Annotated in this window: 20 protein-coding genes; 14 read left to right on the forward strand and 6 right to left on the reverse strand. The window is 62.9% G+C overall.

What is annotated here, in order from left to right:
- The first annotated feature begins 27 nt into the window (after positions 1 to 27).
- The 6 genes from ATN38_RS30420 to ATN38_RS30445 all read left to right on the forward strand — a co-directional run bounded on the left by ATN38_RS30420 (position 28) and on the right by ATN38_RS30445 (position 5,456).
- Entirely contained in the window at positions 28 to 867 is an 840-nt protein-coding gene (locus ATN38_RS30420) for a DUF1707 domain-containing protein (RefSeq protein ID WP_007735521.1), read from the forward strand.
- Positions 868 to 876: 9 nt separating this feature from the next.
- Positions 877 to 1,698, forward strand: coding sequence for a DUF1707 domain-containing protein (locus tag ATN38_RS30425; RefSeq protein WP_050656990.1), 822 nt, complete (start codon positions 877 to 879; stop codon positions 1,696 to 1,698).
- Between the two features lie 9 nt (positions 1,699 to 1,707).
- Positions 1,708 to 2,478 (forward strand): DUF1707 domain-containing protein, encoded by a 771-nt coding sequence (locus ATN38_RS30430; protein ID WP_218749304.1) that lies wholly within the window; start codon positions 1,708 to 1,710, stop codon positions 2,476 to 2,478.
- Positions 2,479 to 2,594: 116 nt separating this feature from the next.
- The gene (locus ATN38_RS30435) at positions 2,595 to 3,158 is read left to right on the forward strand and encodes a PadR family transcriptional regulator (protein ID WP_003946014.1); all 564 of its coding nucleotides are present in this window, start codon (positions 2,595 to 2,597) and stop codon (positions 3,156 to 3,158) included.
- Positions 3,151 to 4,254 carry an inositol-3-phosphate synthase gene (locus ATN38_RS30440; RefSeq protein WP_003945979.1) on the forward strand — a complete coding sequence of 368 codons (1,104 nt, stop codon included), beginning with the start codon at positions 3,151 to 3,153 and terminating at the stop codon, positions 4,252 to 4,254. The genes ATN38_RS30435 and ATN38_RS30440 overlap by 8 nt, the downstream gene beginning before the upstream one ends.
- A 143-nt stretch (positions 4,255 to 4,397) precedes the next feature.
- Positions 4,398 to 5,456 (forward strand): isopenicillin N synthase family oxygenase, encoded by a 1,059-nt coding sequence (locus ATN38_RS30445; protein WP_230793187.1) that lies wholly within the window; start codon positions 4,398 to 4,400, stop codon positions 5,454 to 5,456.
- Between the two features lie 8 nt (positions 5,457 to 5,464).
- Here the strand turns inward: ATN38_RS30445 and ATN38_RS30450 are convergent, their stop codons facing one another.
- Together ATN38_RS30450 and ATN38_RS30455 are read right to left on the reverse strand one after the other, a co-directional pair.
- A complete protein-coding gene (locus ATN38_RS30450; RefSeq protein WP_042448054.1) occupies positions 5,465 to 7,582 on the reverse strand; it encodes an NAD(P)/FAD-dependent oxidoreductase in 2,118 nt (705 codons plus the stop codon).
- 59 nt (positions 7,583 to 7,641) lie between these two features.
- Complete coding sequence (locus tag ATN38_RS30455) at positions 7,642 to 9,027, reverse strand: PLP-dependent aminotransferase family protein (RefSeq protein WP_218749309.1); 1,386 nt, start codon at positions 9,025 to 9,027, stop codon at positions 7,642 to 7,644.
- Between the two features lie 97 nt (positions 9,028 to 9,124).
- Between ATN38_RS30455 and ATN38_RS30460 the strand changes: the two genes are divergently transcribed.
- The gene (locus tag ATN38_RS30460; RefSeq protein ID WP_007735513.1) at positions 9,125 to 9,832 is read left to right on the forward strand and encodes a pyridoxamine 5'-phosphate oxidase family protein; all 708 of its coding nucleotides are present in this window, start codon (positions 9,125 to 9,127) and stop codon (positions 9,830 to 9,832) included.
- A gap of 65 nt (positions 9,833 to 9,897) precedes the next feature.
- Here the strand turns inward: ATN38_RS30460 and ATN38_RS30465 are convergent, their stop codons facing one another.
- The 4 genes from ATN38_RS30465 to ATN38_RS30480 all read right to left on the reverse strand — a co-directional run bounded on the left by ATN38_RS30465 (position 9,898) and on the right by ATN38_RS30480 (position 13,346).
- The gene (locus tag ATN38_RS30465; RefSeq protein WP_218749310.1) at positions 9,898 to 11,136 is read right to left on the reverse strand and encodes an HNH endonuclease signature motif containing protein; all 1,239 of its coding nucleotides are present in this window, start codon (positions 11,134 to 11,136) and stop codon (positions 9,898 to 9,900) included.
- A 59-nt stretch (positions 11,137 to 11,195) separates the two neighbouring features.
- On the reverse strand, positions 11,196 to 12,011 hold the full coding sequence (locus tag ATN38_RS30470) for a slipin family protein (protein ID WP_003946040.1): 816 nt from the start codon (positions 12,009 to 12,011) through the stop codon (positions 11,196 to 11,198).
- Positions 12,008 to 12,478: an NfeD family protein gene (locus ATN38_RS30475; RefSeq protein WP_007735511.1), complete on the reverse strand. Its 471-nt coding sequence runs from the start codon at positions 12,476 to 12,478 to the stop codon at positions 12,008 to 12,010. The genes ATN38_RS30470 and ATN38_RS30475 overlap by 4 nt, the downstream gene beginning before the upstream one ends.
- A gap of 118 nt (positions 12,479 to 12,596) precedes the next feature.
- Positions 12,597 to 13,346 (reverse strand): IclR family transcriptional regulator, encoded by a 750-nt coding sequence (locus tag ATN38_RS30480; RefSeq protein WP_030537941.1) that lies wholly within the window; start codon positions 13,344 to 13,346, stop codon positions 12,597 to 12,599.
- A 247-nt stretch (positions 13,347 to 13,593) separates the two neighbouring features.
- On the opposite strand from ATN38_RS30480, the gene ATN38_RS30485 reads away from it, so the two are divergent.
- The 7 genes from ATN38_RS30485 to ATN38_RS30515 are packed head-to-tail and all read left to right on the forward strand — an operon-like array spanning position 13,594 to position 20,332.
- Entirely contained in the window at positions 13,594 to 14,646 is a 1,053-nt protein-coding gene (locus tag ATN38_RS30485) for an NrtA/SsuA/CpmA family ABC transporter substrate-binding protein (protein ID WP_218749311.1), read from the forward strand.
- Between the two features lie 4 nt (positions 14,647 to 14,650).
- Complete coding sequence (locus ATN38_RS30490) at positions 14,651 to 15,508, forward strand: ABC transporter permease (RefSeq protein ID WP_003946011.1); 858 nt, start codon at positions 14,651 to 14,653, stop codon at positions 15,506 to 15,508.
- Positions 15,505 to 16,347 carry an ABC transporter ATP-binding protein gene (locus ATN38_RS30495; RefSeq protein ID WP_030537943.1) on the forward strand — a complete coding sequence of 281 codons (843 nt, stop codon included), beginning with the start codon at positions 15,505 to 15,507 and terminating at the stop codon, positions 16,345 to 16,347. Before ATN38_RS30490 ends, ATN38_RS30495 begins: the two co-directional genes overlap by 4 nt.
- On the forward strand, positions 16,331 to 17,371 hold the full coding sequence (locus tag ATN38_RS30500; RefSeq protein ID WP_218749312.1) for an ABC transporter substrate-binding protein: 1,041 nt from the start codon (positions 16,331 to 16,333) through the stop codon (positions 17,369 to 17,371). Before ATN38_RS30495 ends, ATN38_RS30500 begins: the two co-directional genes overlap by 17 nt.
- On the forward strand, positions 17,368 to 18,477 hold the full coding sequence (locus tag ATN38_RS30505; RefSeq protein WP_218749313.1) for an LLM class flavin-dependent oxidoreductase: 1,110 nt from the start codon (positions 17,368 to 17,370) through the stop codon (positions 18,475 to 18,477). Before ATN38_RS30500 ends, ATN38_RS30505 begins: the two co-directional genes overlap by 4 nt.
- Entirely contained in the window at positions 18,474 to 19,628 is a 1,155-nt protein-coding gene (locus tag ATN38_RS30510; RefSeq protein ID WP_007735501.1) for an LLM class flavin-dependent oxidoreductase, read from the forward strand. The genes ATN38_RS30505 and ATN38_RS30510 overlap by 4 nt, the downstream gene beginning before the upstream one ends.
- Positions 19,625 to 20,332 (forward strand): class II aldolase/adducin family protein, encoded by a 708-nt coding sequence (locus ATN38_RS30515; protein WP_065456452.1) that lies wholly within the window; start codon positions 19,625 to 19,627, stop codon positions 20,330 to 20,332. Before ATN38_RS30510 ends, ATN38_RS30515 begins: the two co-directional genes overlap by 4 nt.
- The last annotated feature ends 18 nt before the right edge of the window (positions 20,333 to 20,350 follow it).

The raw sequence follows: 20,350 nt of genomic DNA on the forward strand, positions 1-20,350 counted from the left end.
CTTCCTGTGAAGTCTTCTCGTTCTCCGATGACGCGCGCTCGTGATCTTGATCGCGTCGAAACGTGCAATGTGTTGGACGCCGCGTACGCCGAAGGGCAGTTGAGCGCGGAGGACTACTTCGACCGGACCGAGAAGGCGAAGTCCGCGAAGACCCTGCTCGCACTCGCACGCCTGGTCAACGATCTGCAGGTGCCAAAGATCGAGACCAAAACGGTGCCTCGGACGTCGACGGCACGAAAGGCCGTGTTCGTCGGTGCTGCTGCTCTGATCGTCGTCGGCGCGATCGCAGCAGTGGCGTGGAGTCGGTCACCGTTGACGCCCTCGGAAGACATCACAGCCAGTTATGCCAGCACTACTTCCCTCGCTCCGCCGTTGCCGACCACCACCCCGGTGCCGGAGCCGACCGTCGAACCGATCCTGATCGCACACATCGACACGTTGACGCCGGAAGGAATCGGCGCATTCATCGAGAGGTATCGAGAAGAGTTCGGTGACATGTTCGTAGACGACGCCAGCTTCCACGGCGACTACTCATCAGTGAGCCGGGCGGTCCCCGATGCTCCCGCTCTCACCGAGTCCATCAGTTTTCGCGACGGCTTCGAGAGGGAAGTGACGTCCATTCCGCGGCGAACGGGCCAGCCGACCTTCGACCTCGGTTCCATCCAGATCGACAAGCTCGCGCCGTACATGGTGAACATCGGCGACTATGTCAATGTTTCGGACGCCGCGATCACCCACTTGATCGTGGACGCGAACTACGGCGTCCCGGAGATCGCGATCTATGCAGAGAACGGACTCGGCCACCAAGGACGCATCGAGGTCACGCCGTGGGGCGAGATCTCTCGTTCCTACCCGTACGGGAGCTAGGGTGAGCCGGTGAGTGGGTCCCCGACTACTACCTCTACGCGCACCCGTGCGCGCGACGTCGACCGTTCCGATACCTGCGCCGTTCTCGATACGGCTCTGTCCGACGGCCAGATCACGGTCGACGAGCACGCGAACCGGACGGCTGCGGCCATGACCGCGACCACGCTCGGACAGCTCGATCTGCTGGTCCGCGATCTGCAGAAAGCAACGCTGCGCAACGCCGTCGCCAAAGTTCGCCGTATCGACAAGATCTGGTACCTCGCAGCCGCATCGACTATCTTCGCCGGCCTGATCGGGTACCTCACCTTGTCCGCCGACCCTTCACCCCCACCGCCTCCACCGGCGGCAGCCGAAAACGTCGAACCGCTTGCCCCCATTGTGAGTTCGACGTTGAACACGGTCACCGCAAGCGGGATCGGGGAATTCATCACCAGATACAGCGCCAAGTACGGCACGACGATAATCGATTCCGCCAACTTCTACGACGGCTATGCAAGCGTCACTCGCGCCGCCGCTGTCTCGCCGAACCTGGAGGAAGACATCGACTTTCGAGGCGGTTTCACACCACGCGACAGCACGTCGACTCGAGCAGCCAGCACCGTCACCTTCGACCTCGCTGCCGTCGACATCGACAAACTCGCCGGATATCTGGCAGGAGTGTCCGCAAATCTCAACGTCCCCGACGCCGAGATCACACACATCAGCATGAGTTCGTCGAGCGACGATCCACGCGTCTCCATCTACGCCAGCAACAACCTCGGCGCGAGCGGCTCAATGGATTTGACCCCGGATGGCCGCCCGATCCGCTTGTCTCCCTTCACTCCTCGATAGGCCCCGGACATGCCGAACGATCTGACCAGGACCACCCGCGCTCGCAATGCCGATCGCGAGGCTACCTGCGCAGTGCTGGACTCCGCCTTCGCCGACGGACAACTCACGGCGACCGAGCACGACGAATTGACCGAACTCGCCGCGGTGGCAGTCACTCTCGGCGATCTCGAAGATTTGACGTCCGATCTGCAGACCGAGGCGTCCCTACCCATTCTTCGGAAAGAACCTTCGCTCGACACGCGTTGGATCGCCGTTGTGATCATCGCGCTGTCACTGGTCTCGGCTGTCGGTTTCGGAATCAAATACGCCGCGTCCGACGTCACGATCTTCTCGAGCCCCGAGCCACAGTTACACACCGTCGACGGCCTGGGGGCGATGTTCCATGCCATCGAAACGGAGTACGGCAGCGGACTGGTCGACGAGATGACCATCTATCCCACTTATGCACGCGTAACGCGCGCCGATCCCGCCGCGCCGCGCAAGAGCCTGGACAGCTACTACCGAGGCGACCTCGAGGACACGACTTCAGGAGGATCACGCGAACCCGACGTGACACAGATCGACGTCAGACAGCTCGATCCTCGCATCGTGATCGCCCTGCTCGACGGCGCCGGAACCACCACCTCCGTGCAAAATCCGACCACTCGGTACGTCTCTGTCGACAGCACCGAAAATTTTCCGACCATCCAGATTCACGTCGGCAACGACCTCGACGAGAGCGGGTACCTGACCGCTGCCCTCGATGGCGAAATCATGTCGATCTACCCGTTCACCCCCTGATCTAGCCGTGACACCCTGGTACACGTAACGGTCCGCAGTGTGGTTTTATATATCGGCGCGATATAGTTGGTTATCGCATCAAGCGGTTAGGTTCAACGACTCGGGAGGTTTGTCAGTTGCTCGAACTCGCAATCCTCGGGCTGCTCCTCGAGTCACCGATGCACGGATACGAGCTGCGTAAGCGGCTCACTGGTCTGCTCGGCGCATTCCGCGCGTTCTCGTACGGATCGCTGTACCCGGCACTGCGGCGCATGCAAGCCGACGGATTGATCTCAGAAGACGTCGACACTGCCACCGGCACGCTCAAGCGTCGGGCGCGTCGCGTCTACCAGCTCACTCCGGAAGGTCGGCAACGGTTCACCGAACTGGTCGCCGACACCGGGCCGCAGAACTACACCGACGACGGTTTCGGCGTTCACCTCGCCTTCTTCAGCCGCACCCCCGCAGAAGCGCGGATGCGGATCCTCGAAGGCAGGCGACGCCAGGTCGAGGAGCGCCGTGAGGGGCTCCGCGAGGCCGTCGGTCGGGCCAGCGGATCGCTGGACCGCTATACCCGTCAGCTCCATCAGCTCGGACTCGAATCGAGTGAACGCGAAGTGCGTTGGCTCAACGAATTGATCGCAGCCGAGCAATCGACAACAGGAACATCCCGGAAAGAAGGAGAACCCGACCATGGGTGAGAACAGCACCGCGGTGCGCGTAGCCATTGTGGGCGTGGGTAACTGCGCCTCGTCCCTGGTTCAGGGCGTCCACTACTACAAGGATGCCGACGAGACCCAGACGGTCCCCGGCCTCATGCACGTCAAGTTCGGTAAGTACCACGTCCGCGACGTGCAGTTCGTCGCTGCGTTCGACGTCGACGCCAAGAAGGTCGGCTTCGACCTCTCCGAGGCGATCCTCGCGAGCGAGAACAACACCATCAAGATCGCCGACGTCCCGCCCCTGGACGTTCCCGTTCAGCGTGGCCCGACCCTCGACGGCATCGGCAAGTACTACGCCGAGACCATCGAGCTGTCCGACGCCGAGCCCGTCGACGTCGTCAAGGCACTCAAGGACGCTCAGGTCGACGTCCTCGTCTCCTACCTGCCCGTCGGTTCCGACGACGCTGACAAGTTCTACGCACAGTGCGCGATCGACGCAGGCGTTGCATTCGTCAACGCTCTGCCCGTCTTCATCGCTTCCGACCCGGAGTGGGCTGCCAAGTTCAAGGACGCCGGCGTCCCGATCGTCGGTGACGACATCAAGAGCCAGGTCGGCGCCACCATCACCCACCGCGTGATGGCGAAGCTGTTCGAAGACCGCGGCGTCGTGCTGGACCGCACCTACCAGCTCAACGTCGGTGGAAACATGGACTTCAAGAACATGCTCGAGCGTGATCGCCTGGAGTCCAAGAAGGTTTCCAAGACCCAGGCTGTGACGTCCAACCTGACCGGCGCACTTGCCGGCAAGGTTCACGACCGCAACGTCCACATCGGTCCCTCGGACTACGTGGAGTGGCTCGACGACCGCAAGTGGGCATACGTCCGCCTCGAAGGCCGCGCCTTCGGCGACGCTCCCCTGAACCTGGAGTACAAGCTCGAGGTCTGGGATTCGCCCAACTCTGCCGGCATCATCATCGACGCCGTCCGTGCAGCCAAGATCGCCAAGGACCGCGGCATCGGTGGACCGGTTTACCCGGCTTCCGCTTACCTGATGAAGTCCCCGCCGGTCCAGATGGCCGACGACAAGGCTCGCATCGAGCTCGAAGCGTTCATCATCGGCGCAGACGAAGCTTAATTCGACTCACACTGATTCGGGGTCTTGCGCCAACGGCGCAAGGCCCCGATTCTGTTATCCGCAGGGTGTTTCCGCATCCGCGCGGGTAATCACGCCTGCGGCTGCCGAATTGCCGTGCGGGTCCGGGTGCCGCTCAGCGTGGAATGATGGACATCAGAACCATCACACGGATCGAGGACCCCATGTCGATTACGTCGCTGCCAGTGCTCGATCTGTCGCTTGCGCAGAACCCCGACACCGCCGAGCAGTTCCGCACTCAGCTCCGCGAGGCCACCCACGAGGTCGGATTCTTCTACCTGGTCGGCCACGGGATTCCCGACGAACTGCAGCGACGCCTCCTCGACGTCGCCCGCGAGTTCTTCGCGCTTCCCACTGCCGAGAAGCTCGCGATCGAGAACGTCCGCAGCCCGCACTTCCGTGGGTACACCCGGCTCGGCGGCGAACTGACCGAAGGCAAGCAGGACTGGCGCGAGCAGATCGACATCGGGGCCGAACAGCCCGCGGCCGAGCGCACCGACACCTCACCGGCCTGGGCGATCCTGCAGGGCCCCAACCAGTGGCCCGACGCCCTTCCCGAACTTCGCGACGTCATCACCGAGTGGAACGACACACTCACCTCGATCGCATTGAGCCTCTTACGCGAATGGGCGGTAGCCCTGGGCCAGGATGCGAACATCTTCGACGACGCGTTCGCTCACGATCCGTCGATCCTCATCAAGGTGGTGCGTTACCCGGGCCGCCCGAAAGGTGCCGGCTCCCAGGGCGTCGGCGGACACAAGGACGCGGGTGTGCTGACTCTGCTCTATGTCGAACCGGGCAAAGGCGGTCTGCAGGTCGAGCACGACGGCGACTGGATCGACGCGCCGCCGATCGACGGGGCGCTGGTGGTCAACATCGGCGAACTGCTCGAGGTCGCTACCGGTGGCTACTTGAAAGCGACTGTGCACCGGGTAGTTTCACCCGAGGGCGACGGTGAACGTATCTCGGTGCCGTTCTTCTTCAACCCGAACTACGCAGCGCAGATCCCGGAGTTCGACCTACCGCCTGAGCTCGCGGCGCGCGCCACCGGCGTCACCGTGGACGCGAACAACCCGATCCACGATTCCTACGGGGCGAACGCCCTCAAGAGTCGACTACGTGCGCACCCCGATGTCGCGGCCCGCTGGTGGCCGGACATCGTTGCGGCACAAAGCGCTACCTAGGGGATGGGTCAAAGATCCATCGCGACTTTCCACGCCGTGTGCATCGCGCCCTCGATGTAGTCGACGTTCACCGCGTCACCGACCACGTGCACGTCGGAGACGACGCCGATCAGAGCGTCGGCCAGTGGCGCCTGCGCCGACACTCCCGAGGCGACGACAACCATGTCGGCCGGAGCGGTCAGTGTCTTGTCACCGGAACGGAATTCGACGTGCTCCTTGGTGATGCCCTGCACCGTTGAATTGCGGTGAATGTTCACGCCGACATGCTTGGCGTGCCGCACCGCCGTCCAGCGGCGCGGCATCGCCATCGGAATGCCCAACTGCTGGCCTTCTTCGATCAGCGTCACATTGCGACCTCGCTCGGCCAGGAACTCCGCGAGCTCGAGTCCGACAAGCGAACCACCGATCACGACAACGTCCTTACCCATGGGCAGGAACTTGCGGGTCACAGCTCGGATCGCCGCGGGGCTCTTGGTGATACCGGACAGCTTGCCCAACTTGGCCATCGTCCGCAGGAACGGCGGTACCTGTGAGACGTCTCCCGCTCCGGTCATCAACGCGCGCAACGAATCACCGGTGTGCACGTGCGGGAGATCACCGCCCGGAACGCTAGGCCGCTCACGGACTGCACCGGTGGCCACGACTACGGCGTCGGGGTTCAGTGCCCGGATCGAGGCAACCGAGGCTTCGGTCTTCAGTCGAACATCGACACCGAGACGCTCGATTTCCACTTTCAACCAGCTGAGCAGACGCCCGTTGTCCGGGGTAGTGAGGCTCGAGAACCACAGGGTGCCGCCGAGGCGATCGGATTTGTCCAACACCGTGACTCGGTGCCCACGTTCAGCGGCCACGCGAGCCGTTTCGAGACCACCGGGGCCCGCTCCGACCACAACAATGTGTTTCGGAGTGCTGGTCCGAACGAAGGGGAGAAGCGCTTCGTTGCCCAGGGCAGGGTTCACCGCGCACAGCGGGGTCTCGTCCCAGAAGTTCTCCTGCACGCAGACGTAGCAATTGATGCAAGGCCGAACCCGCTCGGGTAAACCGTCTTTGAGTTTGTTCACCAACTGTGGATCGGCCAGGAGCTGGCGGCCCATTGCGGCGAAGTCCGTGCGACCTTCCGCGATCATCTTCTCGCCGACCTCGGGGAGCATACGTCCGACCGTGATCACGGGGATCGATATCGCCTGCTTGATTCGCGTTGCATTGTCGGTGTAGTAGCCGACCTTGTCGGGCAGGGGGCCGTCGGTGAAGTTGGCAAAAGCATTCAGCGCGGTACCGGTGACGTGAATGGCGTCAGCGCCGGCCTCTTCGAACATCTTCGCGGCCGCAGCAGCCTCGTCGACCGTCAGCCCGTCGGTTTCGCCGTACTCTTGACCGGCCAGACGCACGATGACGGCGAGCGCACCACCGACCTCCTCCTTGACCGCCCGAATGACCTCACAAGCGAGGCGAGCACGGTTCTCCATGGAACCTCCGTACTCGTCGCTGCGCTGATTCGTGTACCGACTCAGGAACGCTCCGAGGACGTAGTTGTGGGCACAGTGAATCTCGACGGCGTCGCCGCCCGCCGCCTTCACCCGTCCGGCAGCCTCGGCGAACATGCGAACCAGCCAATCAAGATCTTCCTTGGTTGCCTCGTGGTACGTAGCCCTCTTGCCCTCGTTGATGGCAGCCATCTTGCCCAGTTCTTCTGGCGTGCAATCGGCCATCGCGCTCATGTCACCCGGCGGCTTCGGCGTGGACGGGACCAACTGCGGTCGGCCGTCGAGGGTATCGATGCGCGCCACCTTGCCGTGGTGTGTCATCTGCACACAGAGCTTGCTGCCTGCGTCGTGGACTGCGTCGGCCAACGCCTTGAGACCGGGGATGAACCGGTCTTCCGAAAGCCCCGGTTCCTTGCGGCTGGTGCAGCCCAGCGGATACGCAACAGCGCAGCAACCGGTGATGATCAGACCCGTTCCACCAGCTGCACGCGCCACGAAGTGGTCGATGTCGCCCTTTTCGATTTCCCCGTCTTCACACAGGTTCATGTCCATCGCAGGGAGAACCACGCGATTGGGCACGGTCATCGGGCCGATGGTGCCTGGTGCGAGCAGGTGCGGAAAGGTCTGGCTTCGGATCGTCACGAGCAGACGCTAGAACTGGACCACGCCCATCCGTTGCCGCACTCCCGATCAACGAGACTTCACGCGCTGTGACGTGCGAGGCACTCGGCTATCACCTCGAGCGCATATTCGAGGTCCGCGGATTCCACCCGTCCGTAGCCGATGACCAATCCGCCGGGGTCTCCGTGCGTTCGGGTGGACTCGACCAGGGTGGGCACTTCGACGCCGTGTTCAAGTGCCTCGCGAGCGACGGCGGCTGCCAGATCCGCGTCGAGCATGAGCGTCGTGTGCATGCCGGCGCCGAGACCCCGCAGTTCACCGAACGATGACAGCGCTTCCTCGACCGCCCGATCACGCTCCCGGTACCTGCGCCGGGCGGTACGCACCGCTCGATCCCATTCGCCGTCACGGAGCAGGGACAGGAGTGCTTGCTGCAGCGGAACCGACGGGAAGTCGCCGATTCGCTTGCGGTGTACTGCTATGCGGTCGACCAGGTCGAGGGGAGCTACCAACCAGCCCAATCGAATTCCGGCGCCGAGCGTCTTGGCAACTGTTCCGAGATACACCACCCGATCAGGAGCCAACTGGGCAAGCGCAGGCAAAGGCGCTACGTCGTAACGGAATTCGGAGTCGTAGTCGTCCTCGAACAGGACGACGTCGCGGACGCGGGCGAACTCGATCAACTGGTTGCGCCGACCTACCGGAAGCAGCCCACCCGTCGGATACTGATGGGACGGTGTCACATACACGCCACGGACGCTCTCCGACGCAGTTTCGAGTTGGTCGACACAGAGACCATGAGCGTCGACGGGCACGTCGAGCAGCGACCATCCACAGGCTGTTGCGGCCGAGGACGCATACCGGTATCCGGGATCTTCCATCGCCAGAACAGCACCACGGGTACGCAGAGCCGACAGGGCGAGGCCGAGACCATGCGTGGCACCTGAGGTGATCAGGATTCTCTCGGGTTCAACCGACATTCCGCGGGCTCTTGCCAGCAATTCCGATAGTGCCGAACGCAATTCGTAGTCACCCGCAGGATCGGGATCCTCGAAAGGTGGCGGTTTGGACCCGACGTCACGCCACGCCCGCCGCCACGCTGCCGATGCACGCGGCGGCGTCCACGGCACGCCCGGCCGGAGCTGCACTCTGGGTGACATCTTGTCGGCGGCCTTCTTCGGTGTAGTCGTGGGAGAGGGCGCGGGAGAGGGCGCCTCGGCAACGAAGGTGCCTGAGCCGTGCACAGCGACAAGCCAACCCTCGGCGATCAACTGCTCATACGCCCGTTCCACGACGCCCCGCGCCACCTCGAGCTCCGCCGCCAGCTTCCGGGAACTGGGTAACCTCAGACCCACTGCCGCCTTACCACTGCGGATATCAGCTCTCAGGTGGTCGGCAATCTGGACCGGGAGCGCCCGCCGATCTGTCCGATCGAGGACCACGGCTACCGCCGAAGGCAGAAACATTCAGAACCCTCCCGGAAGTGGCAAATCGAAGTGGCCTATCGAAGTCTCCACTGATTGGACCATGACTTGAAGCCACTTTGCCACCAGCATTGTCTGCATGACAGATTCCGTTGTCTTTGCTGCCCCTGCTCCTGCCCCCACTGCACCTGTTCCGCTGTCCCCGACAGCACGTACGACGCACAAGCGCGCCCGCCACCACGGCGTCGCAGAACGCGCGGCACTCGTCGACGTCTTGCAGTCCGCGAAGCTGTGCCACATGGGTGTGACCGTCGGCGGAGTTCCCATGGTGTTTCCCACCGCCTACGGGTTCGACCTCGACGGCCCCGACCGCGGCGGATCTATTTATGTTCACGGTTCAGTCGCTTCACGGAGCTTGGCTCCCGACAGCGAAATCTGCATCACCATCACGATCCTCGACGGGCTCGTGTTGGCTCGGTCGGGCTTCCACCACTCGATGAACTACCGCAGCGGCGTCATCATCGGATCACCTCGAGTCGTGACCGACGGCGACGAACGCGTGAAGGCTTTGAATCTGATCGTCGACCAGGTGGTTCCCGGACGTTCCCAACACTTGCGGGATCACACGCGCAAGGAAATGGTGGCAACCATCGTTCTTGCGCTGCCGTTGTACGAGGCTTCCGTCAAGGCTCGCACCGGCGGCCCCGGTGACGATGCCGCCGACATCGGTATCGAAACCGTTTGGGCTGGAGTAGTTCCCGCAGCTACGCACTTCGGTGAACCGATCCCGTCCGAGGATCTCGACTCCGGTGTCGCGCTGCCGGACCATATCTCGACGATGCTCTGACCGCACACGCCGTACACACCGGGGCATGGCTAAGCCCCGGTGTGTACGTATTCAGTTGCGCCCGTTCAGGCTGCTGTGGGTGGGCTGTTCCCGCCGATCGGCTGTTGATACGGGTCGATCGACATCGGTGGATAGAACACTGTCTTCCGATCCGGCTCGATCTCCACCCGCCATTCGGTGTGGTGCAGTGTCCGATGATGATGACCACACAACAAGACCAGATTATCGAGATCTGTTGGGCCGCCATCGTTCCAGTGAACAATATGATGGGCATCGCACCACCCCGACGGTGTCCCGCACCCCGGAAACGCACACCCACCATCCCGAACCGCAAGAGCCCGCCGCTGCGGCACCGTCGCCGTTCTCGCTTCCTTACCGCAGTCGAGCGGAACACCATTCTCATCCAACAAAATTCGCGTCACGGTGCAGTCGCAGGCCAACATCCGGGCGGTATCGATACTGATCGGGCCCACCCAATCCGTCCACGCGAAACCCAACTCCTCCGTGGACGGCAGGAGGTCTTTCAACGCTTGCAGGTCCGTCATGTCTTTCGCGGACGCGGTAACGGTGATGTGCGGTTTCACCCCGCCCTCGATCGGACCCAACCCCGCCCGCTCGTACCGCCGCAGTAGTTCGCAAAACCCGTCCGCGCGCCGTAGCGCCGGCGTGCGGGTGTCCTTGACGCCGTCCTTCTCCGGCGTCGGCGCCGACAGGCTCGACAGCAACGTGATCAGACGGGCCCCGTTGATCGCATCCAAATCACCCTTCACCGACACTCGCCCGTACAAGCCTTTCGAGGCGTAAAACTCGTTACGCTCCGAATCCTCACCAACCGGAACGCCGTCCTCGCGTTTTCCGTACTGCTTCTCGATCCGCCGGATCGCCGCCCGCACCGCATCACAATCCGCGATGTTCTTCGACGCCAGGCCAAGCAAGATCCCGCGGGCCTTGTCCACATCCGCCAGGGTCATGTTCTTGGGCGGATGCTGACAAAACGACGCCACCTGACGGGCTTTCAACGCATCCACGTCACCGCGATGAAACGCATCGCCCACAACGGGTTCGAGCATCAACAACCGCGCCAACCCGACCAGCAGACTGCACTCACCGATCTCCAGATTCGTCGAACCATGCAACCACTGCGCGATCGCCCGAAAACCCTTCCCACCGAGAACCTCCCGGGAAAACATCTCCACGATCAGCAACACCATCCGCGACTGCAACTCGTGCCGGACACGCACCAGATCCAGAACCTCACCCTTGAGGTCCTCGCCATCCAGTTGCCACGCATCCCGACTGTCCATGCTCAAAGTTTAATCGAACATAGTTTCGAATACAAGGGATGGAGAACCGAAACTAGATGCTAATCAACAACTTTCGCATTCCAGGCGAAACGGGCAGGTTCTTGGGTCGCGGGAGTTGCCGCAACTCCGCCACCGATAAAGGGCCGGACAAGATCCAGCGGCAAGGGGAAGACAACGGTGGAGTTGTTCTCACTACCGATCTCGTGAAGCGTCTGTAGATAACGCAACTGCAGGGTGGTCGGATTGCGGCTGATCACCTCGGCCGCCTCGGCGAGCTTGGCCGAAGCCTGAAACTCTGCGTCGGCGTTGATGATCTTGGCTCGCCGCTCTCGTTCGGCCTCTGCTTGCCTGGCGATGGCGCGCTGCATGTTGGCCGGAATCTCGACGTCCTTGATCTCGACGGTCGTGACCTTGACTCCCCACGGCTCGGTCTGCTGATCGATTACCTTCTGCAAGTCCTCGTTGAGGCGTTCACGTTCGGAGAGCAGCGAGTCCAACTCAGCTTTACCGAGAATGGAGCGCAGTGTGGTCTGGGCGATCTGTGAGGTGGCGGCCAGAAAATCCTCGACCTCGACTATCGAACGGTCAGCGTCGACGACCCGAAAGTACGTGACGGCGGTGACCTTCACGGGGACGTTGTCGCGAGTGATCACTTCTTGGACCGGTATCTTCAGCGTGACGGTTCGCAGACTGACCCGCTCCATGCGATCGATCGCCGGCACCAGAATCACCAGACCAGGACCCTTCAAGGTGATCAGTCGACCGAGGCGGAACACCACCGCGCGCTCGTACTCGCGCAGAACTCTCACCGACATGCCCACAAGGACTGCAATCAGCACGACAAACACGGACAACACGACAAGCACGGTGGTCATAGCGGCAGCTCCCACGGTTCACGACGGCGCACTTTCAGAGTCAGGCCTCGAACCTGCTCTACGACGACGGATTCGCCCACGGCGGGCACAGAATCGTCGTACCCGAATTCCATTCGAGCACGCCATAATCCGCCGTCGAGCTCGACCTGACCCTGCGCACCGGTCCAACTGCGAACGGTCGCGTCCGAGCCGACAAGAGATTCCGTCCCCGTACGCACGGGAGCGCGGCGCGCGGTAAGCGCTTTTCGACTCGCTACCGCCACCACGCCCAGGCCGACTACCGCGACCCCCGCCGTCACCGGGATCGCGATCAATTGGCCGATACCGTCGGATGTGAAGAGCATCCAGACGCCGGCACCGATCATGAGTGCTCCAAGCGCACCGAGCACCCCCGCGGTTGGGGCATGCGCCTCGACCACAATCAACAGGACGCCCAGCAACAGGGCAACGACACCGATCGTCGTCATCACTCGTCTCCACGCTCGCGAGGACGCGGTCACGTCGCGTAGCCATTGTGCGATCGCGCCCTCGACTTCAACGGTAATCACGTTCGGCCGGATCTGCCACAAGCGCTTTCACATCACGTCAGAGAAGGACCTCACCGATCTGTCGTGCAGTCACCTTGGCAAGGTCGGCGAGAAACGGAATCCGTTCGTCGATCATCAGCTCGACCGGACCACGAAGCCCGAGAGCGTAACGCACAGTGCCAGATCCATCGATGATCGGAATTCCGATCGTTCGGAAATCCGGGGTCAACTCCTCGTCGTTGAATCCGTATCCTCGCTCACGAGTCAGTTCCAGTTCCCGGCGGATACCGGCGACATCGGTGATCGCACGCTGAGTGGTCGCTTCACGTGGCAGCGCAGCCAGCTCGGAATCGTCGACATCGGACCAAGCCAGAAAGGCTTTCCCCAGTGCGCTCGCATGCAAGGGAAGGCGGACACCCTGCAGCACGTGCCCGTCGGCCTCGCGCCACCGACTGAATCCGAGCAACACCACCTCACTTCCGCTTCGCACTGCCAGGGAGGCGGATGCTCCTGTCGTCGCGGCCAATTGCTCCAAATAGGGCTCGGACAGATAGATCCGATGCTGCCGGTAGGAGACCTGTCCGTAAGCCGCCAGCGCCGCGCCGATGCGATACCGACTGGTTGCGTCGTCCTTCTCGAGAAATCCCGCGTCGACGAGCGACTGCAGCAATCGATGCGTGGTGCTGACCGCAAGCTCTTGTCGCCGCGCAACTTCCGAGACTCCCAGTTCTTCGCCACTGCGAAAACATGTGAGCATGGTCAGGGCACGGGTTACCGTCTGAACTCCCGCGCCGCGTGCGTCCGTCACGAACGATCCTTTCGCTGTGGCCTGATCGACCTGAGAATCGGACGCTAACACGGACCCAGCAGTCCGGCCATCCTTTCCATCAGATGGAAAGGAACCGAACGTGGACCTGCAAAAGCCCAGATGAACAGACTTCCGATGTTGTCAAGATTTCCAATCTCCAGAAAACAAACGGGGGTAAAACGGACAGGCACCCAATAGCGTCATCGTCGTCAGTTCTGACGATTCAACGCCTGAAGGAGCCACATACATGTCCCGCTTCCGCCGACTGCCACGAGCTGCCGCTGCGCTCGCCATGATCCCGCTGGCCGGGTTGGCGGTGGCGTGTGGGTCTTCCGATTCCGACAGCGCCGCAGGCAATTCCAGCGCAGACTTCACGCTCAAAGTCTTCGATCCCGGAAACTCCGGTGCCATCGCCGTCGGCAAGCGTGACGGAACCTACGACGAGGCTCTGGCACCGCTGGGCGCAAAGATCGAATGGGTCAAGACCACACCGGGATTCAGCTCCAACCTCAAACTCTTCAACAGCAGTGAACTCGACATCCAAACCGGCGCATACAGTCCCGTCGTCGGCGCACTGTCCAAGGACGTGGGTGTCCGCATCTTCGCCACGTCCGACCCGTACAACAAGGACCAGGCCGGCATCATCGCCACTCCGGAGTCCGGCATCAAGACCGTCACAGATCTGGCCGGCAAGCGCATTGCCGTCAACCCTGCAGGCAAGGGCGAGTACATCACGCTCAAGGCCCTGACGCAGGCCGGAGTGCCGATCGATTCCGTCGAACGTGTTCCGCTGCAACAGGCTGACGCGGCGTCGGCGTTCTCCACCGGGCAGGTCGACGCCTGGGCATCGTTCCTGATTCCGTATCAGGAGGCCAAGGCCAAGGGCGCGGTCGAGATCGCAACCGAGGCGAGCATCGACTCCGTGGACAGCACCATCATCGCCGGCCGCACCGTAGTACTCGAAGAGCATCCCGAAGTGGTCCAGAAGTTCCTCGAGGTCACCCAGGAACTCACCGCGAAGCAGCAGGCCGACCCGGCAGCATTCGAGAACGTCTTCGAACAGACCGGTCCGCGCGCACTCTCCGGACAGCGACTCGACGACGCGATCACCCTGGGCGGCCAGATCACCAACTTCCGCTACCCGACTGCAGCCGACGCTACCGACCTCGAATCGATCTCCACGTTGTTCGCCGACAACAAGGTGATCCAGCAGCCGATCAAAGGCAGTGACGTGATCTTCGACCTCCAGGGTGCTGTGGCAGGTTCGGCAGCGGCAGCACCCACCACTGAGGGGAAGTGACCCGATGGTGACGCTGACCCGGCCCGCACGAACTGCGTCGCCGTCAGTGGAGCATCCGCAACTCGAAACGCCCCGCTACCGCCGCAACCGCAGCAGGCCCAAGTGGGTCTCGATCCCACTCCGCTTCCTCGTGCCCGCGCTGCTGGTTGCCGGATGGTGGATCGGATCCGCTACCGGACTGATCCGCGAAGAGATCCTGGCCGGACCTCCGGCGGTGTGGACGGCATTCGCCGAGCTGTACCAGTCGGGTCAGTTGGTCGACTTCGGTCTCGCGTCGCTTCAACGTGCCGCACTCGGTGTTTCGGTCGGTGTGATCGTCGGATTGGTGCTCGGGGTTCTGTCCGGTCTCTCCTCGCTCGGCGAAGAACTGATCGACTCGACCATGCAGATCAACCGCGCGGTTCCGTTCCTCGCGCTCGTTCCGTTGTTCATCGCCTGGTTCGGTATCGACGAAACCTTCAAGGTAGTCCTGATCGCCGTCGCGACCGTCGCCCCCATGTACGCGTACACCTACCTGGGAGTGCGCGGAGTCGATCGCAAGATGGTGGAAGCGGCACAAGGTTTCGGCCTGACGGGTTGGCGACTGGTGTTCGGAGCAATTCTTCCGACCGCCCTCCCCGGTGTTCTGATGGGGCTTCGAATCTGCCTGTCGCTCAGCATCACCGGATTGATCGCCGCCGAGCAGGTCGGCACACGTGAGGGCATCGGATATCTGGTCACCCTGGCGCAGGAGTACAACCGCACCGACTACATGGTTCTGTGCATCGTCATGTACGCGGCACTGGGACTCATCTTCGACGCAATCGTCAGACTGATCGAGCGGTACTCCATGCCGTGGCGGAGATTGTCGGTGGCGCGATGACGAATACAACCATCGGCTCGCTGCCATCCACCGAAGCACCTCTGCCGCCGTTGGCAGCCCGTGAGCGGACCGGCACCACCGCGGCCGAGCGACGTGCCGGATCACCGGTAGCGGTCTCGCTCACCGGAGTGCGTAAGTCGTTCGGTGACAAGACTGTTCTAGGTGGTATCGACCTCGAGATCACGCGCGGCGAGTTCGTCGTTCTCCTCGGCCCCAGCGGTACCGGCAAGACGACCCTGCTGCGAGTGCTTTCCGGTTTGGAAGCACCGGACAGCGGTGATGTGCTGGTCCCACGCGACCGCACGGTCGTCTACCAGGAACCGCGATTGATACCGTCGAAGCGAGTTCTGGCCAATGTCACAGTCGGACAGAAACGGTCACGTCAGGTGACCGACAATGCACGCAACGCACTCGCCGAGGTCAACCTCGCGGACAAGCACCGCGCCTGGCCGGCCACCCTCTCCGGCGGCGAGGCCCAACGCGTCGCATTGGCGCGCGCTCTCGTCCGTGAACCTGAACTGCTGCTACTCGACGAACCGTTCGCAGCCCTCGACGCTCTGACACGGCTCCAAATGCAAGACCTGGTAGGCGATCTGGTCGCCCGCCACCGTCCGGCAGTACTGCTCGTCACGCACGACGTCGACGAAGCCGTACGACTTGCCGACCGTGTGCTCATCCTCGACAAGGGCGGGTTTGCCGTGGACGTCGACATCGACCTGCCACGCCCCCGCGATCGGAACGATCCCGAATCTCTGCGCTACCGAGCGAGTTTCCTGAAGGAACTCGGCGTCGGTCGCACCTTCCCCGACGGACAGGACAGTCATGACATTGATCGCTGATTCCGCAATCGACACACTCTGGTACACCCGCTGCCCCGTTCCCACCGCCAGCGGCCTCGCCAACAGTCTCGGTTGGCTCGACCGGACGGCAAACGAATCCGGAGTGCGTTTCGGCGTACTGCAAGATGCCGGACCGGAATTGGCAGTGCGCCATTTCGATCACCACCTCTCCGGACTCATTCGCGAAGGCGGCAACGTCCCCGCACTGGCCGCGCGTGCCAGTGGTTCTCCGACGAGGCTCATCGGGCTCACCTGGATCGACGAGGCCCAGGCAATCCTGGTGCGCGGAGACTCCGACATCCGAGAAGCCGGTCTTCTGGCAGGCGCTCGGATCGGCATCCCGGCCTGGGCGGCAGATCAGGCCAGGAGCTGCCCCCGTGCCATGGCCCTGCACGGCTTCGCCTCCGCACTTCGACTCGGCGAGTTGAGTTTTGCCGACGTCACTCTCGTCGAGGTTGCGACGACGGCAGCCCCCGAGGTCCGCACCGCCTCGTCCACCCGCAACACGACGTGGGGCGTCGAATCCCTGCTACGCGGCGACGTCGACGCCATCTACGTCAAGGGTGCCCGCGCCCAGGAAGTTGCCCGCGAACATGGCCTCGCCGTGGCCGTCGATCTCGATTCCACTGCATCGCTACGTGATCGCGTCAACAACGGCACCCCACGACCGATCACAGTTCATGCCGACCTACTCGAACAACGCCCGGACATCGTCGTGGGTTTCCTCGCCGAGAGCCTGAGAGCGGCGGACTGGGCCGCAGCCAACATCGACGAGGTCCGAGCCGTTCTGCAGACCGAAACACAGTCGGGGCCCGAAGGTGTGGTGGCAGCGTACGGCGAGAACTTCCACACCGGACTGCATTTGAGCCTGTCTGACGAGCGTGTGGACCTGCTCGGCGTGCAGAAACAATTCCTGTATGCGCACGGCTTCCTTGCCGCCGACTTCGACCTGCAGTCCTGGGTGGCGCACGAACCACTGGAACAGGCACGCAACCTCGTTGCGCAGAAGGGCACAGCAGAATGACGGACGTCTACTGGGAGCTACCGTCTCGCGGTGACGGACGCCGGGCGGTGGCCGCACTGAACAGTCGCGGCGGCTTCGGGCCGCAGCGACCGACTACCGTCGCGACCGATGTTCGTCCCGGAAACTTCGGGCCCTTCGACGAATTGGCACAGATCGTTCTCGCCGCCGAACTGTCGGGCGTCGACGGCGTTGTTGCACCGTACGATCCGAATGGCGAAGAATCCTGGATCGTTGCTGCCGCCGCCCTACGTCAGACGCGTCATTCGCGAGTGGTCGTGGAGTTTCACCCCACTTTCGGCACCCCCGTCTACGCCGCCAAAATGTCGGCGACACTTCAGCGCCTGTCGGCAGGTCGTCTCGAATGGCGAGTGAAGGTAGAGACGGACCCCGAAGACGCCGCTGCTCGCGGCGACGTGGTTCGAGGAGCCGACCGCTACGCGCGCGCCGCGGAGTTCCTGACCGTGGCCCGTGGCGTATGGAACGAGGAGCAGATTCTCCCTGGCGGATTCGGCGGCACGGGTTACGACTTCGACGGCGAATACTACGACGTACTCGGCGGCGGATTCCGAGGCATCTTGTCGGGACTCCGTTTTCCCCGAGTACATCTGACCGGGGACTCGCCGGAAGCTCTGGAACTCTCGGCCCACCATGCCGATGTCCATCAGTTCACCCTTGCCGGCGACGAGTTGTCGACACGGATCACCACCCTCAACGACCGAGCATCCGAACTCGGCAGGACCGTCGAGAAGGTCCTGCGCATCCCGATCATCGCGAGGGAAACAGCGGACGAAGCCTGGGCTCGCGTCGAACGGCAACTGAGAGAATCCGATTCCGCGGCACTCGAGATCGATCGGGGCGGCATCCTGTGGTCCGGATTCGACCGCATCGGCTACGAGCACAGTATCGGCCTCGTCGGAAGCTACGAGGAAGTGGCGCAGCGATTGTCGTCGTATCGCGATCTCGGCGTGGACGGTTTCGTCCTGTCCGGTCGGCCACACATCGAAGAGCTGCACCGGGCGGGCGAGCATCTCCTGCACCTGGTCGATCCCGAGGGTCGGATCCGCAAGGAAGAGAAGGCCACCACAGAAGAGAAGGCCACCGCATGAGCATCGATTTCTATTGGCGGATCGGGATGGAAGGCGACCACGCGTCGCTGCGTACTCCGCGTCGCTACAACCGCGGCGATGCCGGTGGATACGGGCCGGGCAACATTGCTCCCGCGATCCGCGGCGGCGAATTGGACGGATACAGCTACATCGACCACATGGCAGCGGTGGCAAAGGCTTCCGAGTCCGCAGGGTTCCTCGGTGGACTTCTGCCGTCTTTCCCGATGACCGAGGATCCGTGGGCGACCGCAGCAGCGTTGGCCGCCGAGACCACCACATACCGTTTCATGGTCGCGTTCCAACCGGGGTTCCTTCACCCGGTACAGGCAGCGCGAATGTCGGCCAGTCTGCAGCGCGCAACCGGTGGACGTCTGGTCTACAACATCATCAGCGGCGGAGGTGGAGCGCCTCAGCTGTGGTGGGGCGACAAGGTCGACCACGACGATCGCTACACCAGGACATCCGAATTCCTCGATGTCCTCAAGGGTGTGTGGGACGGTGAACCTTTCGACTTCGACGGTCGCTTCTTCCAGACCCACGGCGCCGCACTGCCAACCGGACTGGCCGGCCAACCGTTTCCCGAGGTGTACTTCTCCGGATCTTCGGCCGCAGCCGTCGCCGCCGCCGGACTGCACTCCGATTACTACCTTTCCTGGCTGGAGCCGTACGCCGATCTCAGAGCCAAGATCGACGGGGTGCGGGAGAACTCGGCCAAACTGGGACGCACGCCGAAATTCGCCGTACGCATCGACGTCGTAGCCCGGCACACCGAAGAAGCCGCGTGGGCCGAGATCGAGAAAGGCTGGGCCTTCGTCGACAAGGGGGCCGCCGACCGTGCAGCCCAGGGTGACTCGGTGGGCGCCGCCCGCATCAAAGGCTGGGTACCCGAACACATCACCGGCTACCGAGATCTGGAAGTGCAACCCAACGTGTGGTGCGGCTTCAGCCTCATCCGCGGCGGACCGGCGTTCGGACTGGTCGGCAGTTACGAGCAGGTCGCCGAAAGACTCGACGAGCTGCGCGAACTGGGCGTCGACGCCTTCATCCTCGCCGGTAACCCGCATCTCGAAGAGGCATACCGCGTCGGCGAAGAAGTTCTTCCCCTCCTGCAGCGCACCCCGATCACACCTTCTGGACTGGAGACTCGATGACCACCACCGAAACTCGACTCGACACCGATACCGCAGCATTCGTCGAAGAAGCTCGCAAAGCAGCAGACAAAGCATTCGACGTCTTCCGCAAGACCGGAACCGTTGCAGCCAACGGGACCGTCAACTTCGTCGAACGAGTACCCGGCACCGAAATCGCGGTCGCCCTGAACGATCCGGGACCGTGGGCGAACGATCCGTCGGTGTCACCGGTTGTCGCCACCTTCGATGGAGAGGTGCTGTCCGGCAACGGATCTGCCGGATTTGTCACCGGCTACGCATCGGTCTTCCGTCAACATCCGGAAATCACCAGCGTTGTCCACATCCACACACCGTGGCTCGGCGGTTGGGCACAGACACATCGGACGCTACCCATCCGCTATGCGGCTTCGCAGAGGCTGACGCTCTCCCGAGAGATTCCGCCGCACATCGATCGGTCCCGTTCTGCAGGCGATTTCATTCTCGAGCGTCTCGAACACGATCCCGATCTGGTGGCGATCTTCGAAGCCAACGGCGGGGTCAACGTCATCGGCCGCAGCGGGTTGCTCGACCTCGCGAAGTTCGTCGTCCTCCTCGAGGAGGGCGCACAGTTCCAGGCGATCGCCGAATCCCTCGGCGGTTCGGTTGAATTCGATCCATCCAACCTCGTCGTGCAGTGGGGCCGTAGCGGACTCGCCGACGAGGCGCGTCGACGCGGCCTCATCTAGCCACCCCCATCACTGATT

It is taken from the genome of Rhodococcus sp. FH8, assembly GCF_019266085.1.
GTDB classification, from domain to species: Bacteria; Actinomycetota; Actinomycetes; order Mycobacteriales; family Mycobacteriaceae; genus Rhodococcus_F; species Rhodococcus_F qingshengii.

What these genes read in the sequence shown, in the direction of transcription:
- ATN38_RS30465 (WP_218749310.1), bottom strand. Translation starts at nt 11,136, where the DNA reads ATGGACAGTCGGGATGCGTGGCAACTGGATGGCGAGGACCTCAAGGGT.
- ATN38_RS30495 (WP_030537943.1), top strand. Translation starts at nt 15,505, where the DNA reads ATGACGAATACAACCATCGGCTCGCTGCCATCCACCGAAGCACCTCTG.
- ATN38_RS30470 (WP_003946040.1), bottom strand. Translation starts at nt 12,011, where the DNA reads ATGACCACCGTGCTTGTCGTGTTGTCCGTGTTTGTCGTGCTGATTGCA.
- ATN38_RS30460 (WP_007735513.1), top strand. Translation starts at nt 9,125, where the DNA reads ATGACAGATTCCGTTGTCTTTGCTGCCCCTGCTCCTGCCCCCACTGCA.
- ATN38_RS30475 (WP_007735511.1), bottom strand. Translation starts at nt 12,478, where the DNA reads ATGACGACGATCGGTGTCGTTGCCCTGTTGCTGGGCGTCCTGTTGATT.
- ATN38_RS30455 (WP_218749309.1), bottom strand. Translation starts at nt 9,027, where the DNA reads ATGTTTCTGCCTTCGGCGGTAGCCGTGGTCCTCGATCGGACAGATCGG.
- ATN38_RS30500 (WP_218749312.1), top strand. Translation starts at nt 16,331, where the DNA reads ATGACATTGATCGCTGATTCCGCAATCGACACACTCTGGTACACCCGC.
- ATN38_RS30420 (WP_007735521.1), top strand. Translation starts at nt 28, where the DNA reads ATGACGCGCGCTCGTGATCTTGATCGCGTCGAAACGTGCAATGTGTTG.
- ATN38_RS30505 (WP_218749313.1), top strand. Translation starts at nt 17,368, where the DNA reads ATGACGGACGTCTACTGGGAGCTACCGTCTCGCGGTGACGGACGCCGG.
- ATN38_RS30430 (WP_218749304.1), top strand. Translation starts at nt 1,708, where the DNA reads ATGCCGAACGATCTGACCAGGACCACCCGCGCTCGCAATGCCGATCGC.
- ATN38_RS30440 (WP_003945979.1), top strand. Translation starts at nt 3,151, where the DNA reads ATGGGTGAGAACAGCACCGCGGTGCGCGTAGCCATTGTGGGCGTGGGT.
- ATN38_RS30515 (WP_065456452.1), top strand. Translation starts at nt 19,625, where the DNA reads ATGACCACCACCGAAACTCGACTCGACACCGATACCGCAGCATTCGTC.
- ATN38_RS30445 (WP_230793187.1), top strand. Translation starts at nt 4,398, where the DNA reads ATGATGGACATCAGAACCATCACACGGATCGAGGACCCCATGTCGATT.
- ATN38_RS30510 (WP_007735501.1), top strand. Translation starts at nt 18,474, where the DNA reads ATGAGCATCGATTTCTATTGGCGGATCGGGATGGAAGGCGACCACGCG.
- ATN38_RS30485 (WP_218749311.1), top strand. Translation starts at nt 13,594, where the DNA reads ATGTCCCGCTTCCGCCGACTGCCACGAGCTGCCGCTGCGCTCGCCATG.
- ATN38_RS30490 (WP_003946011.1), top strand. Translation starts at nt 14,651, where the DNA reads ATGGTGACGCTGACCCGGCCCGCACGAACTGCGTCGCCGTCAGTGGAG.